A 25033-nucleotide genomic window follows, 5' to 3' on the forward strand; every position below is an offset into this window, starting at 1 on the left:
CCGGCGACCGGGAGAGTAATAATCGCCGGGTTTATTCAGCTTCACCTGAATATCTGCGAGGCCTGATGCATAACGATAAGAAAAAAGGCAAGCCCACCGGCAATAAACATCGACGCCTTGAGCATTGACGCGCGGCTATGCTGGATCATAATTCCATGCTCCTTCGTTTTCCCTGTCGATTGGAGCTTAATTCACTCTCTGGCGCGTAAAAGCGCCAATTTTAATAAAACTGACAGGTCCACCCTGTCCTTCCGCGAAGGCGAGGTCTGGACGTCGCGCCGCGCTCGCGGAGCGACGCCTTTGCGCCGAGGCGCGGCCTGTGGCAATAACGCGTCGACCATTCCTTAGAGGATCACCATGGCGGCGGACGTCACCTTTCCTGCGGCGGCGGCGGCGGGGCTCTTGTCTTTTCTCTCGCCCTGCGTGCTGCCGCTCGTGCCGCCCTATCTGACCTATCTCGCCGGCGTCTCCATGGAGGATCTCGAGATCGAGACCCGCTCGAAGGCGCGCCGCGACGTGCTGCTCTCGGCGATCCTCTTCGTCCTTGGCTTCACCACCGTCTTTGTGGCGCTCGGCGCGACGGCGAGCGCCTTCGGCGCGGTGATCCGCGCCAATCTGCACATTCTCTCCTGGGCGGCTGGGGCCATCATCATTTTGATGGGACTGCACTTCGTCGGCCTGCTGAAGGTCAGCCTGCTGTATCGGGAGAAGCGGGCCGAGATCACCAAGCCGATGGGACTGTTCGGCTCTTATGTGATGGGCCTCGCCTTCGCCTTCGGCTGGACGCCCTGCATCGGGCCGATCCTGGCGGCGATCCTCGCCGTCGCCGGAACGCAGGAAACGGTCTCACGCGGCGCCGCCTTGCTCGCCACTTATTCGCTGGGCCTCGGCCTGCCCTTCGTGGCCGCGGGTTTTGCGCTTGGCCGCTTCCTCGCCTTCGTCGCCCGCTTCCGCAAACATTTCGGCAAAGTCGAGAAGGTCGTGGGCGTCCTGCTGATCTTCACAGGCGTCGCTTTCCTCACTGGCGGCGTGCAGGAAATGTCTTTCTGGCTGCTCGAAGCCTTCCCCGGCCTGGCGACGCTCGGATGACTGCTGGCGCTGGTTGGGACCCCAGACAGGATCCCCGCCTGCCGGAGATCGACCGGTTGCGCGGTCTCGTCATGATCCTCATGGCGCTCGACCATATGCGCGACTTTTTCGACGCCGACGCTCTGCGATTCAGCCCCACGGACCTCGACCGCACCTATCCTTTTCTTTTCTTCACGCGCTTTATCACCCATTTCTGCGCGCCGGCCTTCGCGCTGCTCGCGGGCGTCGGCGCCTATCTCTATGGGGCGCGCCGTCAGGACCCGCGGGCGCTGCCCCTGTTTCTCGCCACCCGCGGCGTCTGGCTCATTCTGCTCGACGCGTTTCTGATCAGTCCGGTCTGGGGCGGGCCGGGGCGGATCATGCTCGGCACGCTTTGGGCGATCGGCTGCGGGCTCGTCGCACTTTCGGTCCTCTCGCGCCTGCCCACGACGGGGGTATTGGCGATCGGCGCGGCGATCATCCTCGGCCACAACCTTCTGGACGGAATCCACGCCGCCGATCTCGGAGCCTTCGGCCCGTGGTGGCGGCTGTTGCACGAGAAAGGCGCCTTGCCCCTGGGGATTCCCGGCGTCGTTTATTACCCGGCTCTGCCCTGGATCGGCGTCGTCCTGCTCGGCTATGGGATCGGGCCGCTTTTCCAGCGCGCGCCGGCGACGCGCGACGCGACGCTGCGCTGGGCGGGGCTTGCCGCCCTCGCCGCCTTCGCCCTTTTGCGGGCGTCGAATGTCTATGGCGACCCGACGCCCTGGAAGGGGCGAGGCGACGCGGTCTTCACCCTTCTCTCCTTTCTCGACGTCACCAAATACCCGCCGTCCCTGCTCTATTTGCTCGTGACCCTGGGCGGCGCGGCTTTGGTCCTGCCGGCGCTCGAGTCCGTACGCGGCGCGGCGGGGCGCGTCCTCGTCACCTTCGGCCGGACGCCGCTGCTGTTCTATGTCCTGCACCTCTATGTCGGCGTCGCGGCGGCGCTGGCGCTCGCGGCGGCGCGCGGCTATAGCCTTGCCGACATTGGCGACTTCGCCAAATCGGGGGCGCCGCCGGCGGGCTTCGGCCTGGGCCTCGCCGGCGCCTATGCGGCGTGGGCGCTTATCGTCGCGGCGCTCTATCCGGTTTGTCGCTGGTTCGCCGACGTCAAGCGCCGGCGTCAGGACCTGTGGTGGCTAAGCTATCTTTAACGTTAAGGATTTGATGCGATTTACCCAGGCTGCCGAGGCTTGGCGGCTTGGTGCGCCGACGGGGCGCGCGTATAGAAGAATGTCGTTTTTTTCGTCTCAATGCAGGTTCGGGGTCAGGTAAATGCTCGAAAAACTGGTGGCCTTCTGTCTTCGTTGGCCCTGGACCGTCGTTCTTTTTACGCTCGGACTGACCGCCGGCGGCGTTTACCTCACCGTCGAGCGTTTCGCGATCGACACCGACACGGCGAATCTTTTCTCCCCGGACGTCAGCTGGCGGAAAAACCAGATGGCGCTCTACCGCGCCTTTCCCCAGCTCGAAAATTCCATCGTCGCCGTCATCGACGCCCCCAACCCGACGGCGGCCGACGACGCCGCGTCGCGGCTCACCGCCGAACTCAAGGGCAAGCCCCTGCTGACCCGCGTGTGGCGCCCGGACGATCCGGCTTATTTCACGAAAAACGGCCTGCTTTATCTCGACCTCGCCGAGGTCGAGCGTACGGTTGGCATGATGATCGGCCAGCGCGACGTGCTGACGCCGCTGGCCGAGGATCCTACTCTGCGCGGGCTCGCGAGCGTTCTCGTCGCCAATCAGAAGCGGGCGGCGGGCAGCGAGCGCGCCACCGCCCTGTATCTTGCGGGACTCGACCAGTTCTCCCAGGCTTTCGAGACGACGCTCGCCGGGCGCCCGGCTCAGGTGGACTGGGAGAAGCTGCTCGCCGGCGGCAAGGAATCCGCGCCCCTCGGCCGGCCGCCGGAGACGCGACGCATCGTCCTCATCAATCCGGTCCTCGACTTCACCGCCCTGCAGCCGGGCGGGCAAGCAATTGAGGTCGTTCGCAAGACTGCGGCCGAGCTGGGGCTCACCAAAGAGAACGGCTACGCCTTCCGCCTCACCGGCGACGTGCCGCTGGCCGACGAGGAATTCGCCACGCTCTCGGAGAATATGGCGCTCAACACGGCCGGCACGCTCGTCGTCGTCTCGCTCATTCTCTTCGCCGCCCTGCGTTCGCCGAAGCTCATCCTCGCCGTGCTCGTCACGCTGCTCGCCGGGCTCGCCATCACTTCGGGCGCGGGCATCCTGCTGATTGGCCGGTTCAATCTGATTTCCGTGGCCTTCGCCGCCCTGTTCATCGGCCTCGGCGTCGATTTCGGCATCCAATTCGCCACGCGCTACCGCGAGGAGCGACACGGCCACGGCGATCTCGAGCCGGCGCTGCTGCATGCGACTCAAGGCATCGGCGTGTCGCTGACGCTTGCCGCCGTCTCCCTGCTCGCGGGCTTTTTCTGCTTCCTGCCGACGTCGTTTCTCGGCGTCGCGGAGCTCGGCCTCATCGCCGGCGTCGGCATGATCATCGCCTATTTCGCGACGTTGACCTTCTTGCCCGCCGCCATCAAGCTGCTGCACCCGCCGGCGGAGCATGTGCCGATCGCGACTCATTCGCTCGCCGCGGTCGATCATTGGATCGCCCATCACCGCCCTTTGGTGTTGATCGCCACAGCCGCCATCGTGCTGGCCGGGACGCCGGCGCTGATGCGGCTGCATTTCGACTCGAATCCGATGAATCTGCGCGATCAGCGCGTCGAATCGGTCGCAACCTTCCTCGATCTCTCCAAGGACCCGAAGACCGCGCCCAACAAGATCGAGACGCTTGCGCCCTCGCTCGAGGCGGCGCGCGAGCTCAAACAAAAGATCCTGGCGCTGCCGGAAGTCGACCACGTCGACTCGGTCTTCTCCCTCATTCCCGCCGAACAGGATGAAAAGCTCCCGCTGATCGAACGCGCCGCCACCGAGCTGCGCGGCGCGCTTTATCCCAAGGTCAAGCCCGCGCCGAGCGACGCCGAAACGGTGAAGGCGCTTGCGGCCGCGGCGAAGGCGCTGCGCGCAGCCGTGGCCAAGAAGCCGCAGGCTCCCGTCCTGCGCTTCGCCGCGACGCTCGACGGCCTCGCCAAGGCCGGCCCGCAGACCCGCGAGATGGCCCGCGTCGCGGCTTTCGCCGGCTTCGAGAAGCTTCTGGGCCAGATGCGCGACGCCTTGCAGGCCCAGCGCGTCACCCCCGACACTCTCCCGGAGGAGTTGCGCGCCGACTGGATTTCCGCCGACGGCCTGGTGCGGCTGGAGACCACCCCCAAGGGCGACAGCAACGACCGCGTGGTCATGGGCAGATTCGCCGACGCCATGCTGGCCGTGGCGCCCGAATCGAGCGGCGCGCCCATCATCATCTCGGAGGCGGGCAAGACGGTCACCCGCGCCTTCCTGGAAGCCGGCATCTTCGCTTTTGTCGCGGTCTTCCTTATTCTCGCCGTAGCTTTGCGCAATGCAATCGACGTCGCGCTCACCCTCGGCCCGCTCGTGCTCGCCGGGATCATGAGCCTTCAGGCTGCGGAAATGCTGGGGGTGTCGCTGAATTTCGCCAATATCATCGCTCTGCCGCTGATGTTCGGCGTCGGCGTGGCCTTCCACATCTATTACGTCATCGCCTGGCGGAAGGGCGTCGTCGACATGCTGGCGTCCAGCCTCACCCGCGCCATCTTCTTCAGCTCGCTCACGACGGGAACGGCCTTTGGCAGCCTGTTCCTGTCCAGCCATCCAGGCACCGCCAGCATGGGCGAGTTGCTGACGATCTCGCTGTTTTTCACGCTGCTCGCCGCCTTCATTATCGTCCCCGCCTTTTTAGGTCCGCCGCGTCATGCGACGCCGGGCGCGCCCGACGCGACTTGACGAAAGGCGGCTTTCTGCATTTCGCTATTTTCGCTAAGGGCCACCTCAACTTGGGAAACGGCGCCATGAACAAACTTATCCTGAGCATTGCCGCCGCCACGGCCCTCTTCGCGCCCGTCGCGAGTTTCGCCGCCGACCCCATCTATGGGGTCTGGGTGCGCGACGGCCATCCGACCGACAAGCTCGAATTCTACGACTGTTCCGGGAAGCTCTGCGCCAAGGGCGTGCTTCCGATGCTCGACGGCAGCCCGCCGCCCGTCGTGCTCCGCTCGGCCGCCAAGACCGGGCCAAACAGCTGGAAAGGCGATCTTTTCAACCCGGAGGACGGCAAGACCTATACGGGCAAGATCACCTATGAGTCCCCCAACCAGTTCACCCTGCAAGGGTGCCTGATGGCGTTCCTGTGCCAGAGCGAGACCTGGACGCGCGTCTCCGGTCCGCCCAAGCCGAAAGCCGAGCCGAAGCCCGAGGCCAAGGCCGACGGAAAAGCCGAGGACAAGGCGGAGGGCAAGGCGGAGAGCAAGTCGGAAGGCAAGGCCGAGAGCAAGACCGAGAGCAAGGCTCCTGTCGCAGAGGCCAAAAAGGAAGGCAAGGGAGACGGCAAGGCGGTCGACAAGGCCTCTACCCAGGCCAAGCCGGGCGAGCCCGCCAAGCCCGCGTCCAAACCGACGGCGGGCGCCGAGGCGGCAAAAACGGCCAAGGCCGCGAAAGCGTCGGAGACCAAGACTGTCGCGCCCAAGGCGGCGCCGGCCCATGTGAAGGCGCCGGAAGACGCGGATCAATAAGCATTTTCTGAAGTGAAATTACTAACAGGATAAGCTTGACGTCAGGAAGCCGGCGGGCCAGCTTTGGCGCCTGCTGATTTGGATGCGCGCCAACTCTGGCCTATACGCCGCCATTCAGGATCAAATCCGACCGGCGACCGGCGTTCGTCATACGAACCGCCGCGACCGGAGGCGAATGTCTCGTCGCCGAAAGATGGAGTGAGCTTCTGTTGACGGCCGTCGAGGCATTCCGGTTTCTGCGCCGCATGCGGCTCGACGCCGTCTCGATCGCGGCGGCGTCCGCGCTGCTCGTGGGCTGTGATCTCGAATGGGAGAAGCCCGACATCGCGGTTCCGCCGCCGCCGAAATTTCGCGAAGCCAAGCCCGTGAACGCCACCGCCATCCCGCGCGGGCCGGACTTCGCCGCCGCATTCGGCTCCAAGGAGCTGATGCAGCTCGTCACGCAGGCGGTGGGCGAAAATCTCGACATCGCCGCCGCCGCCGCGCGCATCACCCAGGCCGACGCCCAGGCGCGCGTGGCCAGCGCCGCGCTGTGGCCGAATATTTCGATGCAGGACATCGCCCGCACGACGCGCGTGCCGGGCACAACGACGAACGTCGCCTCGGCCGGATCGAACATCACCCCGGCCTCGACGGCGACCGGCTCGTCGCAGCAGACGCCGCTCACCGGCTTTCGCGCCAGGGAATTCGGCTTCTTTCAGCTCGGCCTGACGGCGAGCTACGAGATCGACTTCTGGGGCAAGAACGAGGACGCCTCGTACGCCGCGCGGCTCCTCGCCAACGCCAGCCGTTTCAACCGGGACACGGTCGAAATCTCGACGATCTCCTCGGTGATCAACGCCTATTTCCAGGTCCTCACCGCGCAGGACCGGCTGCGCATCGCCCATAACAACGTCGCCATCGCCGAGCGCGTCTTCCGCGCCATTCAGGCGCGTTTCGAGGTTGGCGTCGCCAGCGCCCTCGACGTCGCGCAGCAGGAAAGCGTGCTCGCGCAGGCCCGGGCGACCATTCCGCCGCTCGAGCAAACCTTGCGGCAGACCAAGAACCAGCTCGCCGTGCTGATCGGCCAGACGCCCGAAAGCGTCGACGTCAAGGGCGGATCGCTGACGAAGTTGACTTTCCCTCGGGTCACGCCCGGCCTGCCGTCGGAAGTGCTGCTGCGCCGCCCGGACGTGGCCGAAGCGGAGGCGCGGCTCGCCTCGCAGGAGTTTTCGGTGCTGCAGGCGCGCGCCGCCTTTTTCCCTTCGATTACGCTCACCGGGCAATATGGCGTGCAGAGCGCGCTGCTGCACAACCTGCTGCGCCCCGAGGCGGTCGCCTGGCAAGCCGCGGCCAATCTCACCCAGCCGATCTTCGACGGCTTCAATATCCAGGGCCAATACGAGAACCAGAAGGGGCGCTACGCCGAGCTTGCCGCCCTCTACCGCAGACAGGTGTTGACGGCGCTCCAGGAAGCTGAAAACGCGCTGATCGCGGTGAAGGAGCAGGCGGCCGCCTTAAAGGCGCAGGGCGCCGCCGCCGCGGCGGCCGCGCGCGCCCTCGAGGTGGCGGAGGTGCGGCTGCAGGAGGGCACGATCGACATCATCACCCTCTCGACGACGCAGACGACGCTTTTTCAGGCGCAGGATCAGCTTGCCGTGGTGCGGCTCACTTACTTTCAAGCTGCGACGAGCCTATATCAGGCGCTCGGCGGCGGCTGGTCTCCCACGACGAGAGACGCCGAGATCGCACAAGCCAACGCGGCCTATGAGGCCGATAAAGGGATCTTTCCATGATCCGCGCGGACCGGCGGGTTCTGATGGCCATTGGAGCGCTCGCGCTGGCGCTCGCCGCCGGCTGGGCGTGGCAAGGCGGTCTGCGTTTTGGACAAGGCGACAAGCCTGCGGCCGAAAGCGCCGAGGGCCCCGACGGGCGGCGGCGGGACGAAGCCGTGAGCGTCGCGACGGCGAAGGCGCGGATCGAGGACGTGCCGGTGACGATCGACGCCGTGGGCACCGTGCAGGCCCTCAATACGGTGACGATCCGCACCCAGGTCGACGGCCGCCTTCTGCGCCTCGCTTTTACCGAAGGCCAGGACGTCAAGAAGGGCGAGGTTCTCGCCGAGATCGACCCTGCCCTCTACCAGGCCCTCTACGATCAGGCGGTCGCCAAGAAGGCGCAGGACGAGGCCAATCTCGCCAACGCCCGCGTCGATTTGACGCGATACGAGAAGCTCGTCGCCGGCAAGTTTCTTTCCCATCAGCAATACGCCACGCAGAAGGCGCAAGTGACGCAGCTCGAGGCGCAGGTGCGCGCCGATCAGGCCGCGATCGACAACGCCAAGACGACCCTCGACTACGCCACGATCCGCTCGCCGATCGACGGACGCGTGGGCATCCGGCTCGTGGACGTGGGCAATATCGTGCACCCTTCCGACCAGGGCGGCATCGTGGTCGTCACCCAGCTGAAGCCGATTTACGTGGTCTTCACCCTGCCGCAGCAGGCGCTTCCGGCCGTGCAGAAGGCGCAGGCCGCCGGCCCGGCCAAGGTTCGGGCGCTCGGCGCCGACAACGCCACGACGCTCGAGAGCGGCGAACTCTCGGTGATCGACAACCAGATCGATCAGCTGACCGGAACGGTGAAGCTGAAGGCCACCTTCTCCAATCAGGATCTGCGCCTGTGGCCGGGGCAGTTCGTCAATGTGCGGCTGATGCTCGACACGATCCGCAACGCCGTCGTGACGCCGAGCCCTGCGGTTCAGCGCGGACCCAATGGCGCCTTCGTCTATGTTTTGGGGGACGACGGCCGCGCCCATATGAAAAGCGTCACAACAGGACGGCAGGATGAGAACATCGTCGTCCTGACCTCGGGGCTCGAGCCCGGCGCAACCGTCGTGACCAGCGGATTCGCGCGGCTTTTCGACGGCGCGAAGGTGCGCGTGGCGCATGTCGAGGAGCCCGCCACGGCGGCGGCGACGCCCGCCGAGCCGCAGAAGGAGCCCGAGGGCGGCGGGCGCCGGCGACGCGGCGCAAAAGGGGATAGCGCAAGAGGGGACGGCGCAAAGGGAGAAGGTTCTCCCGGAAAGTGACCTGACGCGACATGAATGTATCGGCGCCCTTCATCAAGAGGCCTGTTGCGACCTCGCTCATGGCCTTCGCGCTGCTGCTCTTCGGCATTCTGGGCTATATGCGCCTCTCGATCTCGCCGCTGCCGCAGGTCGACTTCCCCACAATCCAGGTCACGACGCAGCTTCCCGGCGCCAATCCTGACACCATCGCCTCGCTGGTGACGGCGTCGCTCGAGCGGCAGTTCGGGCAGATCCCGTCGCTGACCAGCATGTCGTCGCAAAGCTCTTTCGGGCTGTCGCAGATCACCTTGCAATTCGATCTCGGCCGCGACATCGACGCCGCCGCTCAAGACGTGCAGGCGGCGATCAATTCCGCCGCCTCGACGCTGCCGCGCGACCTGCCCTATCCGCCGGTCTACGCCAAGGTGAACCCGGCGGACACGCCGGTGCTGACGCTGACGCTCGGCTCCAAGACCGCGACGCTGCGCGATCTCTCCGACCTCGCCGACACGCTGATTGCGCCGCAGCTCGCGCAGGTGTCGGGCGTCGGCCGCGTCTCCGTGCAGGGCGGCGTGCGCCCGGCGATCCGCATCGAGGCCGATCTCGCGCGGCTCGCGGCGAACCGCATCGGCATGGAGGATCTGCGCCAGGCGGTCGCCGCCGCCAACAACGCCGGAGCCAAGGGATCGCTCGAAGGCCGGCGCCAGTCCTATACGCTCGAGGCCAACGACCAGATCCTGCAAGCCAAGCAGTACGAGACGATCATCGTCGCCTGGCGCAACAAGGCGCCGGTGATGCTGCGCGACGTCGCCACCGTCCGGGATGGTCTCGAGAACGCCCGCGTCGGCGGCTGGCACAACGGCGAGCAGTCGATCATTCTCGACGTGATGCGGCAGCCCGGCGCGAATATTATCGCCACCGTCGAACGCGTGAAGCAGACGCTGCCGAAATTGCGGGGCGAACTGCCTGCCGGCATGCGCCTCGACATCGTCAACGACCGCACCGACACGATCCGCGCCTCGATCCACGAGGTGCAGCTCACCCTCGTCATCGCGGCGGGCCTGGTCGTGGCCGTAGTGCTGATGTTCCTGCGCAGCTGGCGCGCGACGCTGATCGCCGGCGTCAGCCTCCCGCTGTCGATCATCGCGACGTTCTTCTTGATGTGGGCGGCCGGCTTCTCGCTCGACAATCTGTCTTTGATGGCGCTGACCATCGGCACCGGCTTCATCGTCGACGACGCAATCGTGATGATCGAAAACGTGTTCCGCAATATCGAGCACGGCAAGACGCCGCTACAGGCGGCGCTCGACGGCGCCAAGGAGATCGGCTTCACCGTCGTGTCGCTCACGGTCTCGCTGATCGCGGTCTTCATCCCGCTCCTGTTCATGACCGGCATCGTCGGCCGCATGTTCCGCGAATTCGCGTTGACGCTGTCGATCGCCGTGGTCATTTCGGCGGTCATTTCCCTGACGCTCACGCCCATGCTCTGCGCCGTGCTGCTGCGCGCCGCGCCCGAAAGCGGCGATTCGCGGTGGGAACGGCTGTCGCTCTGGCTCGACCACAAATACTATCGCTCGCTCGACTGGGCGCTCGCCCATCAGCGCTTCATGATGATCCTAACCGCCGGCACCTTGGCGCTCACCGTGGCGCTCTGGGCCTATATTCCGAAAGGCTTCCTGCCGCGGCAGGACACGGGCGTGCTCAGCGTCGTTCTCGAGGCCTCGCCCGACGCCTCCTTCGAACGCATGAAGGCGCTGCAGGCGAAGGTCGCCGAGGCCTTTCGCAAGGATCCGGACGTGACCGGCGTCACCTCGGTGCTCGGCGTCGGAGCGCTCAACGCCACGACCAATGTCGGCCGCCTGACCGTAACCCTGCGCAATCGCGACCTGCGCGACGCCACTGCCGACGAGATTGCCGACAGGTTGAAGCAGGACGGCGAGAAGGTCGCGGGCGCCACGCTGTTCATCGAGCCGGTGCAGGATATTCAGATCACCACGCGGCCGAGCCGCTCGCAGTATCAATACACGCTGACCTCGGCGGACTCCGGCGACCTGCTGCGCTGGTCCAACCGCCTGCTCGATCAATTGCGCGCGACGCCGGGCCTGAAGAACGTCGCCGCCGAAACGCAGGACGGCGGCCTGCGCGGGCTGATGCGCATCGACCGCGACAAGATGGGGCGACTCGGCATCTCGGCGCAGGACGTCGACAATGTTCTCAACGACGCCTTTGGCCAGCGCCAGATTTCGACGATCTACACGCAGTCGAACCAGTATCGCGTGATCCTCGAGGCGGCGCCGCAATATCTGCGCGACATGTCGGCGCTCGAGAAGCTCTATGTGGCGCCGGTCGGCGGCGGCCCGCAGACGCCGCTCGCGACCTTCGTGCGTATCGACAACGTCGCCGCGCCGCTTTCCGTCGCGCACCAGGACCAGTTCCCCGCCTCGACCATCAGCTTCGATCTCGCCAAGGGCGTGGCGCTCGGCGATGCGGTGAAAATGGTCGCCGCGGCCGAGAAGGCGATCGGCATGCCGCCGACCATCACCGGCGTGTTCAGCGCCGACGCCGCGGAGTTCAACAAGTCGCTGGCGAGCGAGCCCTGGCTGATCCTCGCCGCCGTCATCGCCATCTATGTCGTGCTGGGCGTGCTCTATGAGAGTTTCGCCCATCCCTTCACCGTGCTCACCACGCTGCCCTCCGCCGGCGTCGGCGCGCTGCTCGCGTTGCTGGCGCTCGGCATCGACCTCTCGATCGTGGCGCTCATCGGCATCGTGCTGCTGATGGGCATCGTGAAGAAAAACGCGATCATGATGATCGACTTCGCGCTCGAAGCCGAGCGTCTCGAGGGGCTCTCGCCGCAGGAATCGATCGTGCGCGCGGCGCAACTGCGCTTTCGCCCGATCATGATGACGACGCTCGCCGCGTTGTTCGGCGCGCTGCCGCTCGCGCTCGCGCATGGGCCGGGGAGCGAGTTGCGCATTCCGCTCGGCGTCTCGATCATCGGCGGCCTGCTCGTGAGCCAAGCGCTGACGCTCTACACGACGCCCGTGCTCTATCTTCAGGTCGAGCGCCTGCGTCAGCGGCTGCTCGGCGGAACGCCGGAGGAGGCGCCCGCCGAAACGCCCGGGCAGGCGGAAGAGCCGCCACACCGGCGGGAGGCGGCGGAGTGAACGTCTCCGAACCCTTCATCCGCCGGCCGGTCGGGACCACCTTGCTCGCCGCCGCGCTGTTTCTGATCGGCGCCGTCGCTTATTTCTTTCTGCCGGTTGCGAGCCTTCCGGCCGTGGACTTCCCCGCGATCGGCATCGGCGCCTCGCGCCCCGGCGCCGACCCCGAAACCATGGCGGCCTCGGTCGCCGCGCCGCTCGAGCGGCGTCTTTCCGGCATCTCCGGGCTGAACGAATTGACCTCGACCAGTTCGCTCGGCTCGACGCAGATCATCGCCCAGTTCGACATCGACAAGGACATCGACGCCGCGGCGCGCGACGTGCAGGCGGCGATCAACGCCTCGCTCGTCGATCTGCCGAGCGACCTGCCGACGGCGCCGACCTTTCGCAAGGCCAGCCAGTCGACCATGCCAGTGCTGGTGCTGGCGCTCACCTCCGACACGCTGCCGACGAGCGTCGTTTTCGACGCGACGGACTCGGTTATCGCTCAGCGCATTTCGCAGGTGCCGGGCGTCGCCGAAGCGCGCATCGCCGGCGCCGAACAGCCGGCGATCCGCGTGCAGGTCGATTCGGCGCGGCTCGCGGCGATGAATCTCGGGGTCAATGAAGTGGCGCGGGCGCTTTTCGCCGCGAATGCGCATTCCGCCGTCGGCGCGCTGGCGGGAACCACGCAAGAGATCACGCTCGGCACGACCGACCAGCTTTCGACTCCGCAGGATTATCGCAACATCGTCGTCGCCTCGCGGGGCGGCGCGGTTGTGAAGCTCGGCGACGTCGCGTCGGTCGAACGCGGCGTGCGCAACCGCATGTCGGCGGGGTGGTACAATGGCAAGCCGGCCGTGCTCGTCATCGTCACCAAACAGCCCAACGCCAACGTCATCGAGACCGTCGATCACATCAAGGCTCTGCTGCCGCAGCTTCAGGAATGGGTGCCCTCGGGCATCAAGATCAATGTGCTCGCGGACCGCACCCAGACGATCCGCGCCAGCATTCACGACATCCAGTTCACGCTCGCCATTTCCGTGGCGCTGGTGATGATGGTGGTGTTCGTCTTCCTGCGCCGCGCGACGCCGGTCATTGCGGCGGGGATCACCGTGCCGCTGTCGCTCGTTGGCACCTGCGCGGCCATGTGGCTCGCGGGCTTCTCGATCGACAATCTGTCGCTCATGGCGCTCACCATTGCGGTGGGCTTCGTCGTCGACGACGCCATCGTCATGATCGAGAACATCGAGAGCAATCGGGAAAAAGGCCTGAGCCGGTTGGAGGCGGCGCTCATCGGCGCGAAACAGATCGGCTTTACCGTGGTGTCGATCAGCCTGTCGCTGGTCGCCGTCTTCATCCCGCTCCTGTTCATGGAAGGCGTGATGGGGCGTCTCCTGCGGGAATTCTCCGTGACGCTCGCTTTCACCATCGTCATCTCGACGGTGGTGTCGCTGACCGTGACGCCGATGGTCTGCGCCTGGCTGCCGGCGCGAGAGAAAAAGCATCAGACCCGCTTCGATCGGTGGATCGAGGGGGGGCTCGATCGGATCGTCGAGTTCTACTCGCGCACGCTGCGGCCCGTGGTCGACCATCCCTGGATTACGCTCGTCGTCATTCTCGTCACAGTGCTGTGGACCGTGCAGCTCTACCGCACCATTCCGAAGGGCAACCTGCCGCAAGACGACATCGGACTCATCAACGGCACGACGGAGGCTTCGCCGGACGTTTCCTTCGAAGAAATGTCGCGGCTGCAACGGCGGGCGACCGAAGTCCTGCTCGCGGACCCGGACGTCTCCGACGTCGGCTCCTTCATCGGCGCCGGTCCGCTCACGGCCTCGGGAAATCAGGGTCGTGTCTTCGTCTCGCTGAAGCCGGTCGGCGTGCGCAAAGCGTCGAGCCGGGAGGTCATCAACCGCCTGCGCCGGGAATTCGCCAAGATCGAGGGCTTGAGCGTCTACATGGTGCCCTCGCAGGACTTGCGCAGCGGCGGGCGCGTGAGCAAATCGCAATATCAGTTCACCCTCTCCGACGCCTCGCTCGAAGAGCTGGAGGAATGGCGCCAGAAAGTGCTGGCGCGCATGAAACAACTCCCCGAACTCGTCGACGTGACGTCCGACAAGGAGCAGGGCGGACTTCGCGCCTCGGTCGTTATCGATCGTAACGCGGCCTCGCGCATGAACGTGCCGATCGCGGCGATCAACGCTGCGCTCAACAGCGCCTTCGGCCAGCGCCAAGACACGATCATCTACACGCAGCGCAACCAGTATCGGGTCGTGTTCGAGACGCCGCCGTCGCGCCAGCGCGACATCCGCGATCTCGCCGGCGTCTATGTGTCGAGCTCGACCGGCGTGCAAATTCCGCTGACCTCGCTCGCGCGCATCGAGCGCGGGGCCATGCCGCTCGTCGTCAACCATCAGGGCGTGTTGCCGGCGGTGACCCTTTCCTACAATGTCGCGCCGGGTTCATCGCTCGACGCCGCGACCGCCGCCATCGAAGCGATGATCCAGGAGCTCAATCCGCCGAGCAGCCTGCACGCGGGCTTTGCGGGCGACGCCGCCGACTTCCGCAAGATCGCGCGCGGCATGGCGACGCTCATCCTCGCCGCCCTGCTCGCCGTCTACATCATCCTCGGCATTCTCTACGAAAGTCTCGTGCATCCCATCACCATCATTTCGACGCTTCCTTCCGCAGGGCTCGGCGCGCTGTTGTCGCTCGAGTTGTTCGGCGTGGAATTCACGGTGATCGCCTTCATCGGCATTCTGCTGCTGATCGGCATTGTGAAAAAGAACGGCATCATGCTCGTCGACTTCGCGCTCTCCGCGGAGCGCGAGCGCGGGCTTTCAATTCACGACGCGGCGCTGGAGGCGGCGAAGGAGCGCTTCCGGCCGATCCTCATGACGACCCTCGCGGCGATGTTCGGCGCCCTGCCGCTCGCTTTTGCATCGGGAATCGGCGCGGAACTCCGCCGCCCGCTCGGCATCACCATTATCGGCGGCCTGCTGCTCAGCCAAATTCTGACGCTCTACACGACGCCGGTCATCTATCTGCTGATGAGCAAATTGCGCCGCGCCCCCAAGCCGGAAGCGGGCGCGCAGGAAGGCGCGGCGACCGCCTGAAGCCGCCGCCCGCTCCGCTTCAAACGACGCCTAATGCGCTTCGGCGTCGGGATGTTCGAAGAAGAAGCGCAACACCTGCGCCTTGCCGCAATCCTCGATCGGCACGTGCCAGAACTTCGAATCCATGAAGGGGAAGCGCTCCATCGGCAGATGGATCTCGGTGAGCCGCGCGTGATTGTCGAAGCCGCGCAGCATGGCGCTTTCGAGAAGCTTCAACAGCTTCTCCTCACAGTCCGGCACCTCGGTGACGGTCAACACAGTATTATTCTGAATCGGAAGAGCTTTGTCGAAATATTGATCGATTATCGCCGGCGCCATGGTCATGCGTCTCCGCAGCTCCTCGAGATGGAGCGTCGCGATGATTCCTCGATTGCCAACACGATCGCAAACGACATTTTTTGCGACGCTTAAGATGGCGTTCACAACAGAGGAATTGCTCGCCGGTTACTATTTGGTAAAGGAATTAAGGCAGCTTTGTGGAGGGGCAAGAGCGTCCCCAGCGGTCTTCGAAGACCAGGGTCTCCAGCGGCAGACGCGACGCCCAGCGCTTCACCTCCAGTTCAGGTTTGACGTAAGCGCGCTCCACGAAGCCGACGCAGAGATAGGCGACGACGGCGATCTCCTGCGGAATGCCGAGAATGTCGCGCATGTCGCTCTCGCGCATGATGCTGACCCAGCCGACGCCGACGCCCTCGACGCGAGCGGCGAGCCACAGATTCTGCACGGCGCAGGCGGTGCTCAACAGATCGGTGTTCGGCTGCTGGGTGCGGCCGAGCCCCGTGGACCCGTGACGGCTGCGGTCGCAGGTGACGCAAATATTGACGGGGGCCTTGAGAATGCCTTCGAGTTTGAGATTGCGATAGTGCGCGCGCCGCGCCGGATCGAGGATTTGCTCTTCGGCCGCCGCGCCGCGCCGGAAAACTTCATGCACCGCCCCGCGAACGGCGCGGTCGCGAATGATGATGAAATTCCAGGGCTGCATGAAGCCGACCGAAGGCGCATGATGGGCGGCGTCGAGAATCCGCATGAGAACGGCCTGCGGGACGTCGTCGCTCAAGAACTCGTCGCGCACGTCGCGGCGCGTGTAGATCGCGCGATAGACGGCGGCGCGCTCCGCCGCGTTGAAGGGCGTCGTGGGGCCGATCGCTTCCGCCGCCTCGTCCGCGGCTAATGGCCGCGGGAGCGGTTTTTCCCCAACCATTACTCAATCTCCAGCGCGTCGGAGAGGCGCCGCCAGGCGATCTCGTCGGGCGGGAGGCCAAATCGCAACCAGTCGGGCCGCTCCGGAAAGGACCGTGCGAGAACGCCCTTCTCGCAAAGCCGCGTAAACCAGTCGCCGGCCCGTTCATGGCGGTAGAGGCGAAACAGCGAGACCCCGCCCAAAAGCTCGAAGCCGGCGCGCGCCAGCGTCGCGTCGAGACGGGCGGCGTCGGCGCCGCAAGCCGCGGCCGCCCTCCGCCGCCAGTCGAGATCGGCGAGCGCCGTTGCGCCGATCGCCAGCGCCGGTCCCGAAACGGCCCAGGGCCCGACGCCGGCGCTGAGCGCCGCGGCGCGGGGAGGCGCGCAGATGGCGAAGCCGAGCCGGACGCCCGCCAGCCCATAGGCTTTGCCGAACGACCGCAGCACGACGACGCCGTCTTGCGCCGCAAGCGAGACGGCGCTCTGCTCCGGAAAGAAATCCATGAAGGATTCGTCGAGGACGAGCAGGCCGCCCTTTCGCGTCATCTCCTGGGCCAGCGGCGCGATGTGCGGCGGCGTCAGCACCCGGCCGTCTGGATTGTTCGGATTGACGATCACGGCGGCGTCGAAAACGGCGAGATCCTCCAAGCGCGAGACTGTGGAGACATCCGCCCCGGCGGCGGACCAGCGGGCGCCATGCTCCGCATAGGCAAAGCCCAGAACGCCGACGCGGCGCGCCGGGAAGACGCGCGGCAGCAGCTGGATGAAGGCCTGGGCGCCGGCGCCGGCGACGATCGCCGCCCGGTCCGGCGCGCCATAGGCGGCGCGGGCGGCGGCGAGGAGCGCCGCGACGGCGTCGTCATCGGGCAAACGCGCAAAGACGGCGGGCGCGAGCGGCGGCGGCGGATAGGGACGCGGACTGATCCCCGTCGACAGATCGACCCAGGGTTGGGGCGCGTGGGGATAGCGTTGGCGCGCGGCGTCGAGCCGGCCGCCATGCGCGAGGGGCGCCGCCGCGGGACGATGCGCCGTCATCGGGCGATCTCCAGCAGCGCGTCGAGATCGAGGTGACTTTCGCAATGCGCGGCGAGCGCGTCGAGCGTCTCCTCGATCGACTGCTCGAAGCGCAACGGCGACGCCTCGGCGCCGATCCCTGCAAGAAACGCCGCGCGCAACGCATCGTCGGCAAAAAGCCCGTGCACATAAGCGCCCATGACGAGGCCGTCGCCCGAGATGGCGCCGTCGAGCCGGCTGTCGTCGAAGCGCAGCAAAGGCCGCGCGCAAGCCGCGCCCCGCGTCGCGCCGACATGCATCTCATAGCCATGAAACGGCGCATCGAAGGCGAGCGCGCGCCCCCTGACCTCCACCAGCGTTTTAGTCTCCGTCAGCGTCGTCTCAATGTCGAGTAGGCCGAGGCCATTCGCGTCGCCGGCGTCGCCTTCCACGCCCAATGGATCGCGGAGCGCGCGGCCGAGCATCTGGTAGCCGCCGCATATGCCGAAGACACGCCCGCCGCGCCGCACATGGGCGAGAAGGTCGATGTCCCAGCCATTGGCGCGAAATGCGGCAAGGTCGGCGATCGTCGCCTTGGAGCCGGGCAGAATTACGAGGCGGGCCTCGGCGGGAAGGGGCTCGCCCGGCGCGATGAATCGCAGATCGACGCCGCGCTCGGCCTTCAGAGGATCGAGATCATCGAAATTGGCGATATGCGGCAGCAGCGGAACCGCGATGACGACGCCGCGCTTTTCATTGGCGCGCCGCCCGCGCAGGCTGAAAGCGTCCTCCGCCGGCAGACGGTCGGCGGCCTCGAAAAACGGTAGAAGGCCGAGGGCGCGCCAGCCGGTGCGCCGCGCGACGTAATGCATGCCGTCCGAGAACAGCGCGGCGTCGCCGCGGAACTTGTTGACGATGAAGCCCTCGATCAGGGCCGCGTCGTCTGCGTCGAGCACCGCCTGGCAGCCGACGAGCTGGGCGATGACGCCGCCGCGGTCGATATCGCCGACGAGCACGACCGGCGCGTCGACGGCGCGGGCGAAGCCCATATTGGCGATGTCGTTGGCGCGCAGATTGATCTCCGCCGCACTGCCTGCGCCCTCGATAAGGACGAGATCAGCCGTCGCGGCGAGCCTTGCAAAACTCTCCGTGACGGCGGGCATCAATCGCGGCTTCCAGCTCTGGTAGTCGCGCGCCGTCGCCTGGCCGGCGACGCGGCCGCGCACCACCACTTGCGAGCCATTGGCGCCCTGCGGCTTGAGCAGGACCGGGTTCATATCCACGCTCGGGGCCAGTCGCGCCGCGCGCGCCTGCAAGGCCTGGGCGCGGCCGATCTCGCCGCCGTCGGCCGTGACGGCGGCGTTGTTCGACATGTTCTGCGGCTTGAACGGCGCGACCTTGAGCCCGCGACGCACGAAGGCGCGCGCGAGCCCGGCGACGACGAGCGACTTGCCAACGTCCGACCCCGTGCCCTGGATCATCAGCTTGCGGCTCATGACGCCAGAAAGGCCAGCACGGCCTCGACGTCATGCGCCACGGGAACGTCCGTTCGGGCCGGCGGCGCGATCATCACGACCGGCAGGCCCAGCGCCCGCGCCGCCTCGATCTTGGCGTAAGTGAGGGCGCCGCCGCTGTTCTTGGTCACGACAATGTCGATGCGCTTTTCGCGCATGAGCGCGATTTCCGCCTCGCGCGCAAAGGGTCCGCGAGCGGAAATCAGCTCGCAGCTTCGCGGCAGCTCTGCGGGGTCGGGTCGTTCAATCACGCGCAGCACATAATCATGCTGCGGGGCGTCGCGAAAGTCCGCGACGCCCTGCCGCCCGATTGTCAGAAACACCCGGCGCGGCGTTTCTCCCAGCGCCGCGGCTGCGCTTTTATTGTCCGCAACCTCGATCCAGCGGTCGCCTGGCTCGGGCGCCCACGGCGCGCGCACATAGGCGATGAACGGGACGCCGAGCGCCGCGCAGGCCGCGCCGGCGTTCGCCGAGATCTGCGCGGCGAAAGGGTGGGTGGCGTCGATCACATGCGTGAAGCGCTCCTCGGTAAGATAGCGCTTCAGCCCCTCGACGCCGCCGAAGCCGCCGACGCGTGTCGGCAGCGCCTGGGCGAGCGGCGCGCTGGTGCGGCCGGCGAGAGAAACGACGCCGTCATAGCGAAGCGCGGCCAGACGCGCGGCAAGGGCGCGGCCCTCGCTCGTGCCGCCGAGGAGCAGAATCCGGCGGGCGGCCCCCCGCCCGGCCTCGCCGTCCCCTTCATTGCACAAAGATCCGCGCCTCACTCTGCGGCGAGCTTTACCGCCGCCGGGCTGCGAAAGTCCGCGAGGAGTCGCGCCCGCTCGGCCTCGGCCGCCGCAATATGCCGCCCCTTGATATGGCCGAAGCCGCGTATCTTCTCGGGCAGCTTCGCCAGCGCCACGGCGGCGGCGTGATTTTCGGGCGTCAGCGCGGCGAGGATCTCGTCGATCAGCGCCTCGTAGTCGGCGAGCAGTTTGCGCTCGACGATGCGGTCGTTGTTGAAGCGGGTGACGTCGAACCAGCGGCCCCGCATCCATTTGAGTTTCGCGAGCGCCTTCATCACCGTGAACATATACGGGCCGAAGGTGATCTTGCGCGAGCCGCCGAAGTCGGTCTTGCGCTGCAGGAAGGGGATCGGCGGCGCGAGGTGCAATTCGAGCCTGAGATCGCCCTCGAAGGTCTCGGCGAGCTGGCGCTGGAACGCTTCGCTCGTATAAAGCCGCGAGACTTCGAACTCGTCCTTGAAGGCCATCAGCTTGAAGAGATAGCGGGCGACCGCCTCGGTCAGTTCGGTCGAGCCCGGCGCGCGCGCCTTCTCGACTTTCGCGATCGCCTCGACGCGGGCGCGATAATGCGCGCTGTAGGCCTGGTTCTGATAGTCGACGAGAAAAGCGGCGCGGCGCTCGATGACTTCTTCGAGCGTCTTCGAGCGTTGCCTGGCTTCGGTCGGACGGCGCAGCGACTGCACGACCGCCTCGACGCTCTTCATGTCATGCGCGGCGCGGCGGCCCCAGAGGAAGGCCGAGTGATTCATCGGCACGGATTCGCCGTTGAGTTCGATGGCGCGCAGGATCGCCGCTTCGGAGAGCGGCAGATAGCCCTTCTGCCAGGCGTAGCCGAGAATGAAAATATTGGCGGCGATGGAGTCGCCGAGCAGCGCCTGGGCGAGCGCGGTGGTGTCAATGAAGATCGACTCCGGCCCGCCGGCGCGGCGGATCGCCTGCTTGATCTCCTCTGATGGCAGCACGAAATCGGGATTGCGCTCGATGTCGCCGGGGAACACCTCGGCGCTGTTGACGAGCACCGCCGTCTTGCCCTGCTCGACCGCTGCGAGCACCTGCTTGGCCCCGGCGACGACGAGATCGCAACCGAGCAGAAGATTGGCTTCGCCCGCCGCGATGCGGATCGCGTGAACGTCGGCGGGCGTGCGGCCGATCTTTACGTGGCAATAGACGGCCCCGCCCTTTTGCGCGAGGCCGGCCATGTCGATGACGCCGACGCCCTTGCCCTCGAGATGCGCGGCCATGCCGAGAATGGCCGAGACAGTAACGACGCCCGTGCCGCCGAGGCCTGCGATCAGAACGCCGAAAGGCGTCGCGCCGAGCTCGGCGAGCTTCGGCTCCGGCAGCGCGGGCTGGCCGTGTGTGTCCGCCTTCGTCGGCAGCGGCGCCTTTTTCATGCTTCCGCCGCGCACCGTCACGAAGCTCGGGCAAAAGCCTTCGAGGCAGGAGAAATCCTTGTTGCAGGCGGACTGATCGATGCGTCGCTTGCGGCCGAATTCGGTCTCGACCGGCTGCACCGCGACGCAGTTCGACGCCGTGCCGCAATCGCCGCAGCCCTCGCAGACGAGCTCGTTGATGATGACGCGCGCGTCGGGGTCGGGCATCAGGCCGCGCTTGCGCAGACGACGCTTCTCGGTCGCGCAGGTCTGGTCGTAGATGAGGACGGTGACGCCCTCCGTCTGCGACAGCTCGCGCTGCACCTCGTTGATGACGTTGCGGTGATGGAGGGTGAGGCCCGGCGGCCAGGCGATCGTCGGCGGATATTTGCCGGGCTCGTCCGAGACGAGCGCGATCTTCTTCACCCCCTCGGCGGCGACCTGATGCACGATCGCTTCGACGGTGAGGCCGCCCTCGTGCTTTTGGCCGCCGGTCATGGCGACGACGCCATTGTAGAGAATCTTGAAGGTGATGTTGGTCCCGGCCGCCACGGCGAAGCGGATGGCGAGCGAGCCAGAATGATTATAGGTGCCGTCGCCGAGGTTTTGGAACATGTGGCGGCGCGTCGAGAACGGCGCTTCGCCGATCCAATTCGCGCCCTCGCCGCCCATATGGGTGTAGCCCTCGGTCGAGCGGCCCATCCATTGCGCCATATAATGACAGCCGATGCCCGTATAGGCGCGCGCCCCCTCGGGCACGTGGGTCGAGGTCGAATGCGGGCAGCCGGCGCAGAAATGCGGCACGCGCACGGTGACGTCGGTCATCGTCTTGCGCCGGTCCTGCAGCCGTTCGAGACGGCGCACGCGCGCTTCGAGCTCTTCCGACGCGTGATACTTCAGGAGACGACGGCCGATGGCGATCGCCACGTCATTGGCGTCGAGCGCGCCTTTGACAGGGAACAGCCAGTCGCCGCGCTCGTCCTTCTTGCCGATGCAGACCGGCTGATGCGGCGTGCCGTAGAGCGTCTCGCGCAGCTGCACTTCAATGAGCGAACGCTTTTCCTCGACCACCATGATGAGATCGAGGCCGCGCGCGAAGTCGATGACCCCTTTGGGCTCGAGCGGCCAGGGCGCGGCGATCTTATAAAGTCGCAGGCCGAGATCATTTGCCTTGATTTCGTCAATCCCGAGATCGTCGAGCGCCTGACGCACGTCGAGATAGGACTTGCCGACGGTGATGACGCCGATTTTGGGGGTGGCGCCGCCGGAGGCGATGATGCGGTTCAAGCGATTGGCGCGGATGAAAGCGAGCATGGCGTCGCGCTTGCTCTCCTGCAATCGCTCTTCCTGCGCGAGCACCGGGTCGCTCGGGCGAATATTGAGCCCGCCCGCCGGCAAGACGAAATCGAAAGGGATAATCGGCCGCACGCGGTCGAGCGCGCCGTCGATCGAGGCGGTCGACTCGACCGTGTCTTTCAAGAGTTTCAGGCCGACCCACACGCCGGCGAAACGCGACAGGGCGAAGCCGTAAACGCCGTAATCGAGAATTTCCTGCACGCCGGCGGGGGAGAGGATCGGCATCATGACGTCGACGAAATGGAAGTCGGACTGATGCGCTGTCGTCGAAGATTCGGCGGTGTGATCGTCCCCCATCAGCGCCAGCACGCCGCCATGGCGGGACGTCCCCGCGAGATTCACGTGGCGCAGCGCGTCGCCGCTGCGGTCGACGCCCGGTCCCTTGCCGTACCAGATGGAAAAGACGCCGTCATATTTGCCCTCGCCGCGCATCTCGGCCTGCTGCGCGCCCCAGATGGCGGTGGCGGCGAGGTCCTCGTTGAGGCCCGGCATGAACAGGATGTTGTTTGCGTCGAAGAGCGGCTTCGCCTTGTGCATCTGGGCGTCGACGCCGCCCAGGGGCGAACCGCGATAGCCGGTGATGAACCCAGACGTGTTCAGGCCCGCGCGGCGGTCCCGCTCCTTCTGCATCAGCAGCAGGCGCACGATCGCCTGCGTGCCCGTGATCAGCACGCGGTCCCGGGCGAGGTCGAAACGATCGGAAAGCCTGGCCTCGCCGAGGGCGGAGCCGGGGGTAACGTCGCCGGCGACCAAATCCGCCATTCAACAACTCTCCTGCGCGAAACGGCGATGCGCGCTTGGGTGGTGCGCCAGAACGCATAAAACGACCAGGAACGAGCACTTGAGCCCGGATGAGGCTCGGACCGCATGGTGTGTCAGCCGCCTTCCGCCCCTCCCCTCGCGATCGCTTCGCCCGGGGCGCCCTCGGGGCGCGGCTCCTGTCCCTTGGCACTCTAAGCCAGAGCGATTGACGTTTTCAAGAACCCAGAAGCTCGGATACACAGGGTTTCGACCGGGCGGCCGCGCCCTGTTTTCGCCGACTTCCAGCCCTAGGCGGGACGGATATGAGCTTCTGGAGCCTTCCGATTGCGCTGCTCCTCGTCCTGGCCGGAATGGCCGGGGTCGAGGCGCATCCGCATGTCTGGGTCGCCGTGCGCAGCGAGGTTGTCTTCGACCCCGAGGGCAAGATCCTCGGCGTGCGCCACGCCTGGGAATTCGACGAAATGTATTCGGCCTTCGCCGTGCAGGGGCTTGGCAAGGACGGGAAGCCGCCGACGCGGGACGAGCTCGCGCCGCTGGCCAAGACGAATGTCGAGTCGCTCGCGGAATTCGATTATTTCACCTACGCCAAGCAAAACAACGGCAAGGCCGCCTTCAAGGCGCCCGAGCAGGTCTATCTCGAGGCCAATGACAAGAAAATTGTGACGTTACACTTCTTCCTGCCGCTCGAGACGCCGGCGACGGCCAAGAAGCCCTTCTCGTTCCAGGTCTACGACCCGACCTATTTCGTCTCCTTCGGGCTTGAAAAGAAGGACCCCGTCAAGCTGGCCAAGGCGCCGTCGGGCTGCTCGGTGAGTCTCGTCGAGCCGGCCCCGCTCCTCGCCACCGACAATCAGAAGCTCAGCGAGGCCTTCTTCCAGAATATGTCGCCGGGCGCCGATTTCGGCGTGAAGCTCGCGACCCGCGCCGTCGTGGCCTGCCCGTGAGGCCAGGGCTCGGGACGCTTGCCGCCATCGCGGCGGCCCTGGTTCTTCTCATCCATGATCCGGCCCTCGCCCAGCGCCATCCTTTCGGGGTTGGCGCGCAGGAAACCGTTGGCGCGGCGAGCGGCCTCGCGGGACTTGTCCTCGCCTGGCAGAACAAGTTCCATGCCGAACTGCAAGCGGCGGCGCGCGCCCTCGCGACGGGCCCCTCCGCCTTTCTCGCGCTCGCGGGGGCGAGTTTCGCTTATGGCGTCTTTCACGCCGCCGGGCCCGGCCACGGCAAGGCGGTGCTGACGTCTTACATGGTCGCCAATGAGGTCCAGCTCAAGCGCGGCCTCTTGCTGGCGGCGCTCGCCGCCCTGCTGCAGGGGCTCATCGCGATTCTCCTCGTGGCCGTCGCGGCGCTGGTCTTCAACGCAACCGCCGGCCAGATGACCGGCGCAGCGGAGTTCGTCGAAATCGCAAGCTATGTCGCCATCGCGGCGCTGGGCGCGCGACTCGTCTGGACCAAGGGTCGCGGCCTGTTGGCCTTCCTGCGGGCTCCCGCGCCGGTCGGCTCGGGGCGGTTCGTTTGCGAGGCGATCGACGACCCGCGCCATGTCCATGGCCCTGGTTGCGGCCATGCCCATGCGCTCGATCCCGCTCTGCTCTCGGGACCGGGCTTTCGCTGGGGCGACGCTCTCGGCGCCGTCGTCGCCGCGGGGTTGAGACCCTGTTCGGGCGCCATTCTGGTCCTGGTCTTCACGCTGTCGCAGGGGATGCTCGCCGCGGGCGCCGGCGCCGTCATGGCCATGTCGGCTGGCACGGCGTTGACGACGGGCGCGATCGCGGCCGTCGCCGTCTATGCGAAGGACATGGCGCTCCGCGTCAACGGCCCAGACGCGCGACGCACCGCGCTCATCGCCCGGCTGGCCGAGTTTTGCGCCGCGCTCGTCGTTTTCGGCTTCGGACTGGCGCTGCTTCTCGGCCTCGGCCTGTCGCGCGGCGCCGCTTAAATTTCGCATCGCAGCAAATGTCGCGGCGCGTCGGTTGCGTTCCGCGCGGCCCTGTCGCG

At 66.5% G+C, this 25033-nt stretch carries 16 protein-coding genes; 10 read left to right on the forward strand and 6 right to left on the reverse strand.

Features of this window, described 5'->3' with window-relative positions:
- Positions 1 to 357: 357 nt before the first annotated feature.
- From RVU70_RS05065 to RVU70_RS05100, 8 genes are all read left to right on the forward strand, one after another.
- Entirely contained in the window at positions 358 to 1089 is a 732-nt protein-coding gene (locus RVU70_RS05065) for a cytochrome c biogenesis protein CcdA (protein ID WP_363349988.1), read from the forward strand.
- Positions 1086 to 2264 (forward strand): heparan-alpha-glucosaminide N-acetyltransferase domain-containing protein, encoded by a 1179-nt coding sequence (locus RVU70_RS05070; RefSeq protein WP_363349989.1) that lies wholly within the window; start codon positions 1086 to 1088, stop codon positions 2262 to 2264. The genes RVU70_RS05065 and RVU70_RS05070 overlap by 4 nt, the downstream gene beginning before the upstream one ends.
- A 121-nt stretch (positions 2265 to 2385) precedes the next feature.
- Positions 2386 to 4983 (forward strand): MMPL family transporter, encoded by a 2598-nt coding sequence (locus RVU70_RS05075; protein WP_363349990.1) that lies wholly within the window; start codon positions 2386 to 2388, stop codon positions 4981 to 4983.
- Between the two features lie 65 nt (positions 4984 to 5048).
- Positions 5049 to 5768, forward strand: coding sequence for a DUF2147 domain-containing protein (locus tag RVU70_RS05080; RefSeq protein WP_363349991.1), 720 nt, complete (start codon positions 5049 to 5051; stop codon positions 5766 to 5768).
- Between the two features lie 209 nt (positions 5769 to 5977).
- Positions 5978 to 7543 (forward strand): efflux transporter outer membrane subunit, encoded by a 1566-nt coding sequence (locus tag RVU70_RS05085; protein WP_363349992.1) that lies wholly within the window; start codon positions 5978 to 5980, stop codon positions 7541 to 7543.
- Complete coding sequence (locus tag RVU70_RS05090) at positions 7540 to 8835, forward strand: efflux RND transporter periplasmic adaptor subunit (RefSeq protein WP_363349993.1); 1296 nt, start codon at positions 7540 to 7542, stop codon at positions 8833 to 8835. Before RVU70_RS05085 ends, RVU70_RS05090 begins: the two co-directional genes overlap by 4 nt.
- Positions 8836 to 8846: 11 nt before the next feature.
- Positions 8847 to 11981: an efflux RND transporter permease subunit gene (locus RVU70_RS05095; protein WP_363349994.1), complete on the forward strand. Its 3135-nt coding sequence runs from the start codon at positions 8847 to 8849 to the stop codon at positions 11979 to 11981.
- Positions 11978 to 15076 carry an efflux RND transporter permease subunit gene (locus tag RVU70_RS05100; RefSeq protein WP_363349995.1) on the forward strand — a complete coding sequence of 1033 codons (3099 nt, stop codon included), beginning with the start codon at positions 11978 to 11980 and terminating at the stop codon, positions 15074 to 15076. The genes RVU70_RS05095 and RVU70_RS05100 overlap by 4 nt, the downstream gene beginning before the upstream one ends.
- Positions 15077 to 15106: 30 nt before the next feature.
- Here RVU70_RS05100 and RVU70_RS05105 read toward each other — a convergent pair whose 3' ends face one another.
- From RVU70_RS05105 to RVU70_RS05130, 6 genes are all read right to left on the reverse strand, one after another.
- Positions 15107 to 15400 carry a hypothetical protein gene (locus RVU70_RS05105; RefSeq protein WP_363349996.1) on the reverse strand — a complete coding sequence of 98 codons (294 nt, stop codon included), beginning with the start codon at positions 15398 to 15400 and terminating at the stop codon, positions 15107 to 15109.
- A 139-nt stretch (positions 15401 to 15539) separates the two neighbouring features.
- Positions 15540 to 16277, reverse strand: a complete 738-nt coding sequence (bluB, locus tag RVU70_RS05110; protein WP_363349997.1) for a 5,6-dimethylbenzimidazole synthase — start codon at positions 16275 to 16277, stop codon at positions 15540 to 15542.
- Positions 16277 to 17290, reverse strand: coding sequence for a threonine-phosphate decarboxylase CobD (cobD, locus tag RVU70_RS05115; RefSeq protein WP_363349998.1), 1014 nt, complete (start codon positions 17288 to 17290; stop codon positions 16277 to 16279). Before cobD ends, bluB begins: the two co-directional genes overlap by 1 nt.
- Positions 17287 to 18744 (reverse strand): cobyric acid synthase, encoded by a 1458-nt coding sequence (locus tag RVU70_RS05120; protein WP_363349999.1) that lies wholly within the window; start codon positions 18742 to 18744, stop codon positions 17287 to 17289. Before RVU70_RS05120 ends, cobD begins: the two co-directional genes overlap by 4 nt.
- The gene (locus RVU70_RS05125; protein WP_363350000.1) at positions 18741 to 19511 is read right to left on the reverse strand and encodes a cobalt-precorrin-6A reductase; all 771 of its coding nucleotides are present in this window, start codon (positions 19509 to 19511) and stop codon (positions 18741 to 18743) included. The genes RVU70_RS05120 and RVU70_RS05125 overlap by 4 nt, the downstream gene beginning before the upstream one ends.
- Before the next feature lie 11 nt (positions 19512 to 19522).
- Positions 19523 to 23038 (reverse strand): indolepyruvate ferredoxin oxidoreductase family protein, encoded by a 3516-nt coding sequence (locus tag RVU70_RS05130; protein WP_363350001.1) that lies wholly within the window; start codon positions 23036 to 23038, stop codon positions 19523 to 19525.
- 302 nt (positions 23039 to 23340) lie between these two features.
- Between RVU70_RS05130 and RVU70_RS05135 the strand changes: the two genes are divergently transcribed.
- Both RVU70_RS05135 and RVU70_RS05140 read left to right on the forward strand, forming a co-directional pair.
- A complete protein-coding gene (locus RVU70_RS05135) occupies positions 23341 to 23982 on the forward strand; it encodes a DUF1007 family protein (protein ID WP_363350002.1) in 642 nt (213 codons plus the stop codon).
- Positions 23979 to 24974 (forward strand): nickel/cobalt transporter, encoded by a 996-nt coding sequence (locus tag RVU70_RS05140; protein WP_363350003.1) that lies wholly within the window; start codon positions 23979 to 23981, stop codon positions 24972 to 24974. Before RVU70_RS05135 ends, RVU70_RS05140 begins: the two co-directional genes overlap by 4 nt.
- Positions 24975 to 25033: the final 59 nt, after the last annotated feature.

It is taken from the genome of Methylocystis echinoides, assembly GCF_040687965.1.
Classification (GTDB): domain Bacteria; phylum Pseudomonadota; class Alphaproteobacteria; order Rhizobiales; family Beijerinckiaceae; genus Methylocystis; species Methylocystis echinoides_A.

Excerpts from the sequence above, each read along its gene's own strand:
- RVU70_RS05075 (WP_363349990.1), top strand. The coding sequence starts at position 2,386 with ATGCTCGAAAAACTGGTGGCCTTCTGTCTTCGTTGGCCCTGGACCGTC.
- RVU70_RS05070 (WP_363349989.1), top strand. The coding sequence starts at position 1,086 with ATGACTGCTGGCGCTGGTTGGGACCCCAGACAGGATCCCCGCCTGCCG.
- RVU70_RS05090 (WP_363349993.1), top strand. The coding sequence starts at position 7,540 with ATGATCCGCGCGGACCGGCGGGTTCTGATGGCCATTGGAGCGCTCGCG.
- RVU70_RS05105 (WP_363349996.1), bottom strand. The coding sequence starts at position 15,400 with ATGACCATGGCGCCGGCGATAATCGATCAATATTTCGACAAAGCTCTT.
- RVU70_RS05130 (WP_363350001.1), bottom strand. The coding sequence starts at position 23,038 with ATGGCGGATTTGGTCGCCGGCGACGTTACCCCCGGCTCCGCCCTCGGC.
- RVU70_RS05120 (WP_363349999.1), bottom strand. The coding sequence starts at position 18,744 with ATGAGCCGCAAGCTGATGATCCAGGGCACGGGGTCGGACGTTGGCAAG.
- RVU70_RS05135 (WP_363350002.1), top strand. The coding sequence starts at position 23,341 with ATGAGCTTCTGGAGCCTTCCGATTGCGCTGCTCCTCGTCCTGGCCGGA.
- cobD (WP_363349998.1), bottom strand. The coding sequence starts at position 17,290 with ATGACGGCGCATCGTCCCGCGGCGGCGCCCCTCGCGCATGGCGGCCGG.
- RVU70_RS05065 (WP_363349988.1), top strand. The coding sequence starts at position 358 with ATGGCGGCGGACGTCACCTTTCCTGCGGCGGCGGCGGCGGGGCTCTTG.
- RVU70_RS05080 (WP_363349991.1), top strand. The coding sequence starts at position 5,049 with ATGAACAAACTTATCCTGAGCATTGCCGCCGCCACGGCCCTCTTCGCG.
- RVU70_RS05095 (WP_363349994.1), top strand. The coding sequence starts at position 8,847 with ATGAATGTATCGGCGCCCTTCATCAAGAGGCCTGTTGCGACCTCGCTC.
- bluB (WP_363349997.1), bottom strand. The coding sequence starts at position 16,277 with ATGGTTGGGGAAAAACCGCTCCCGCGGCCATTAGCCGCGGACGAGGCG.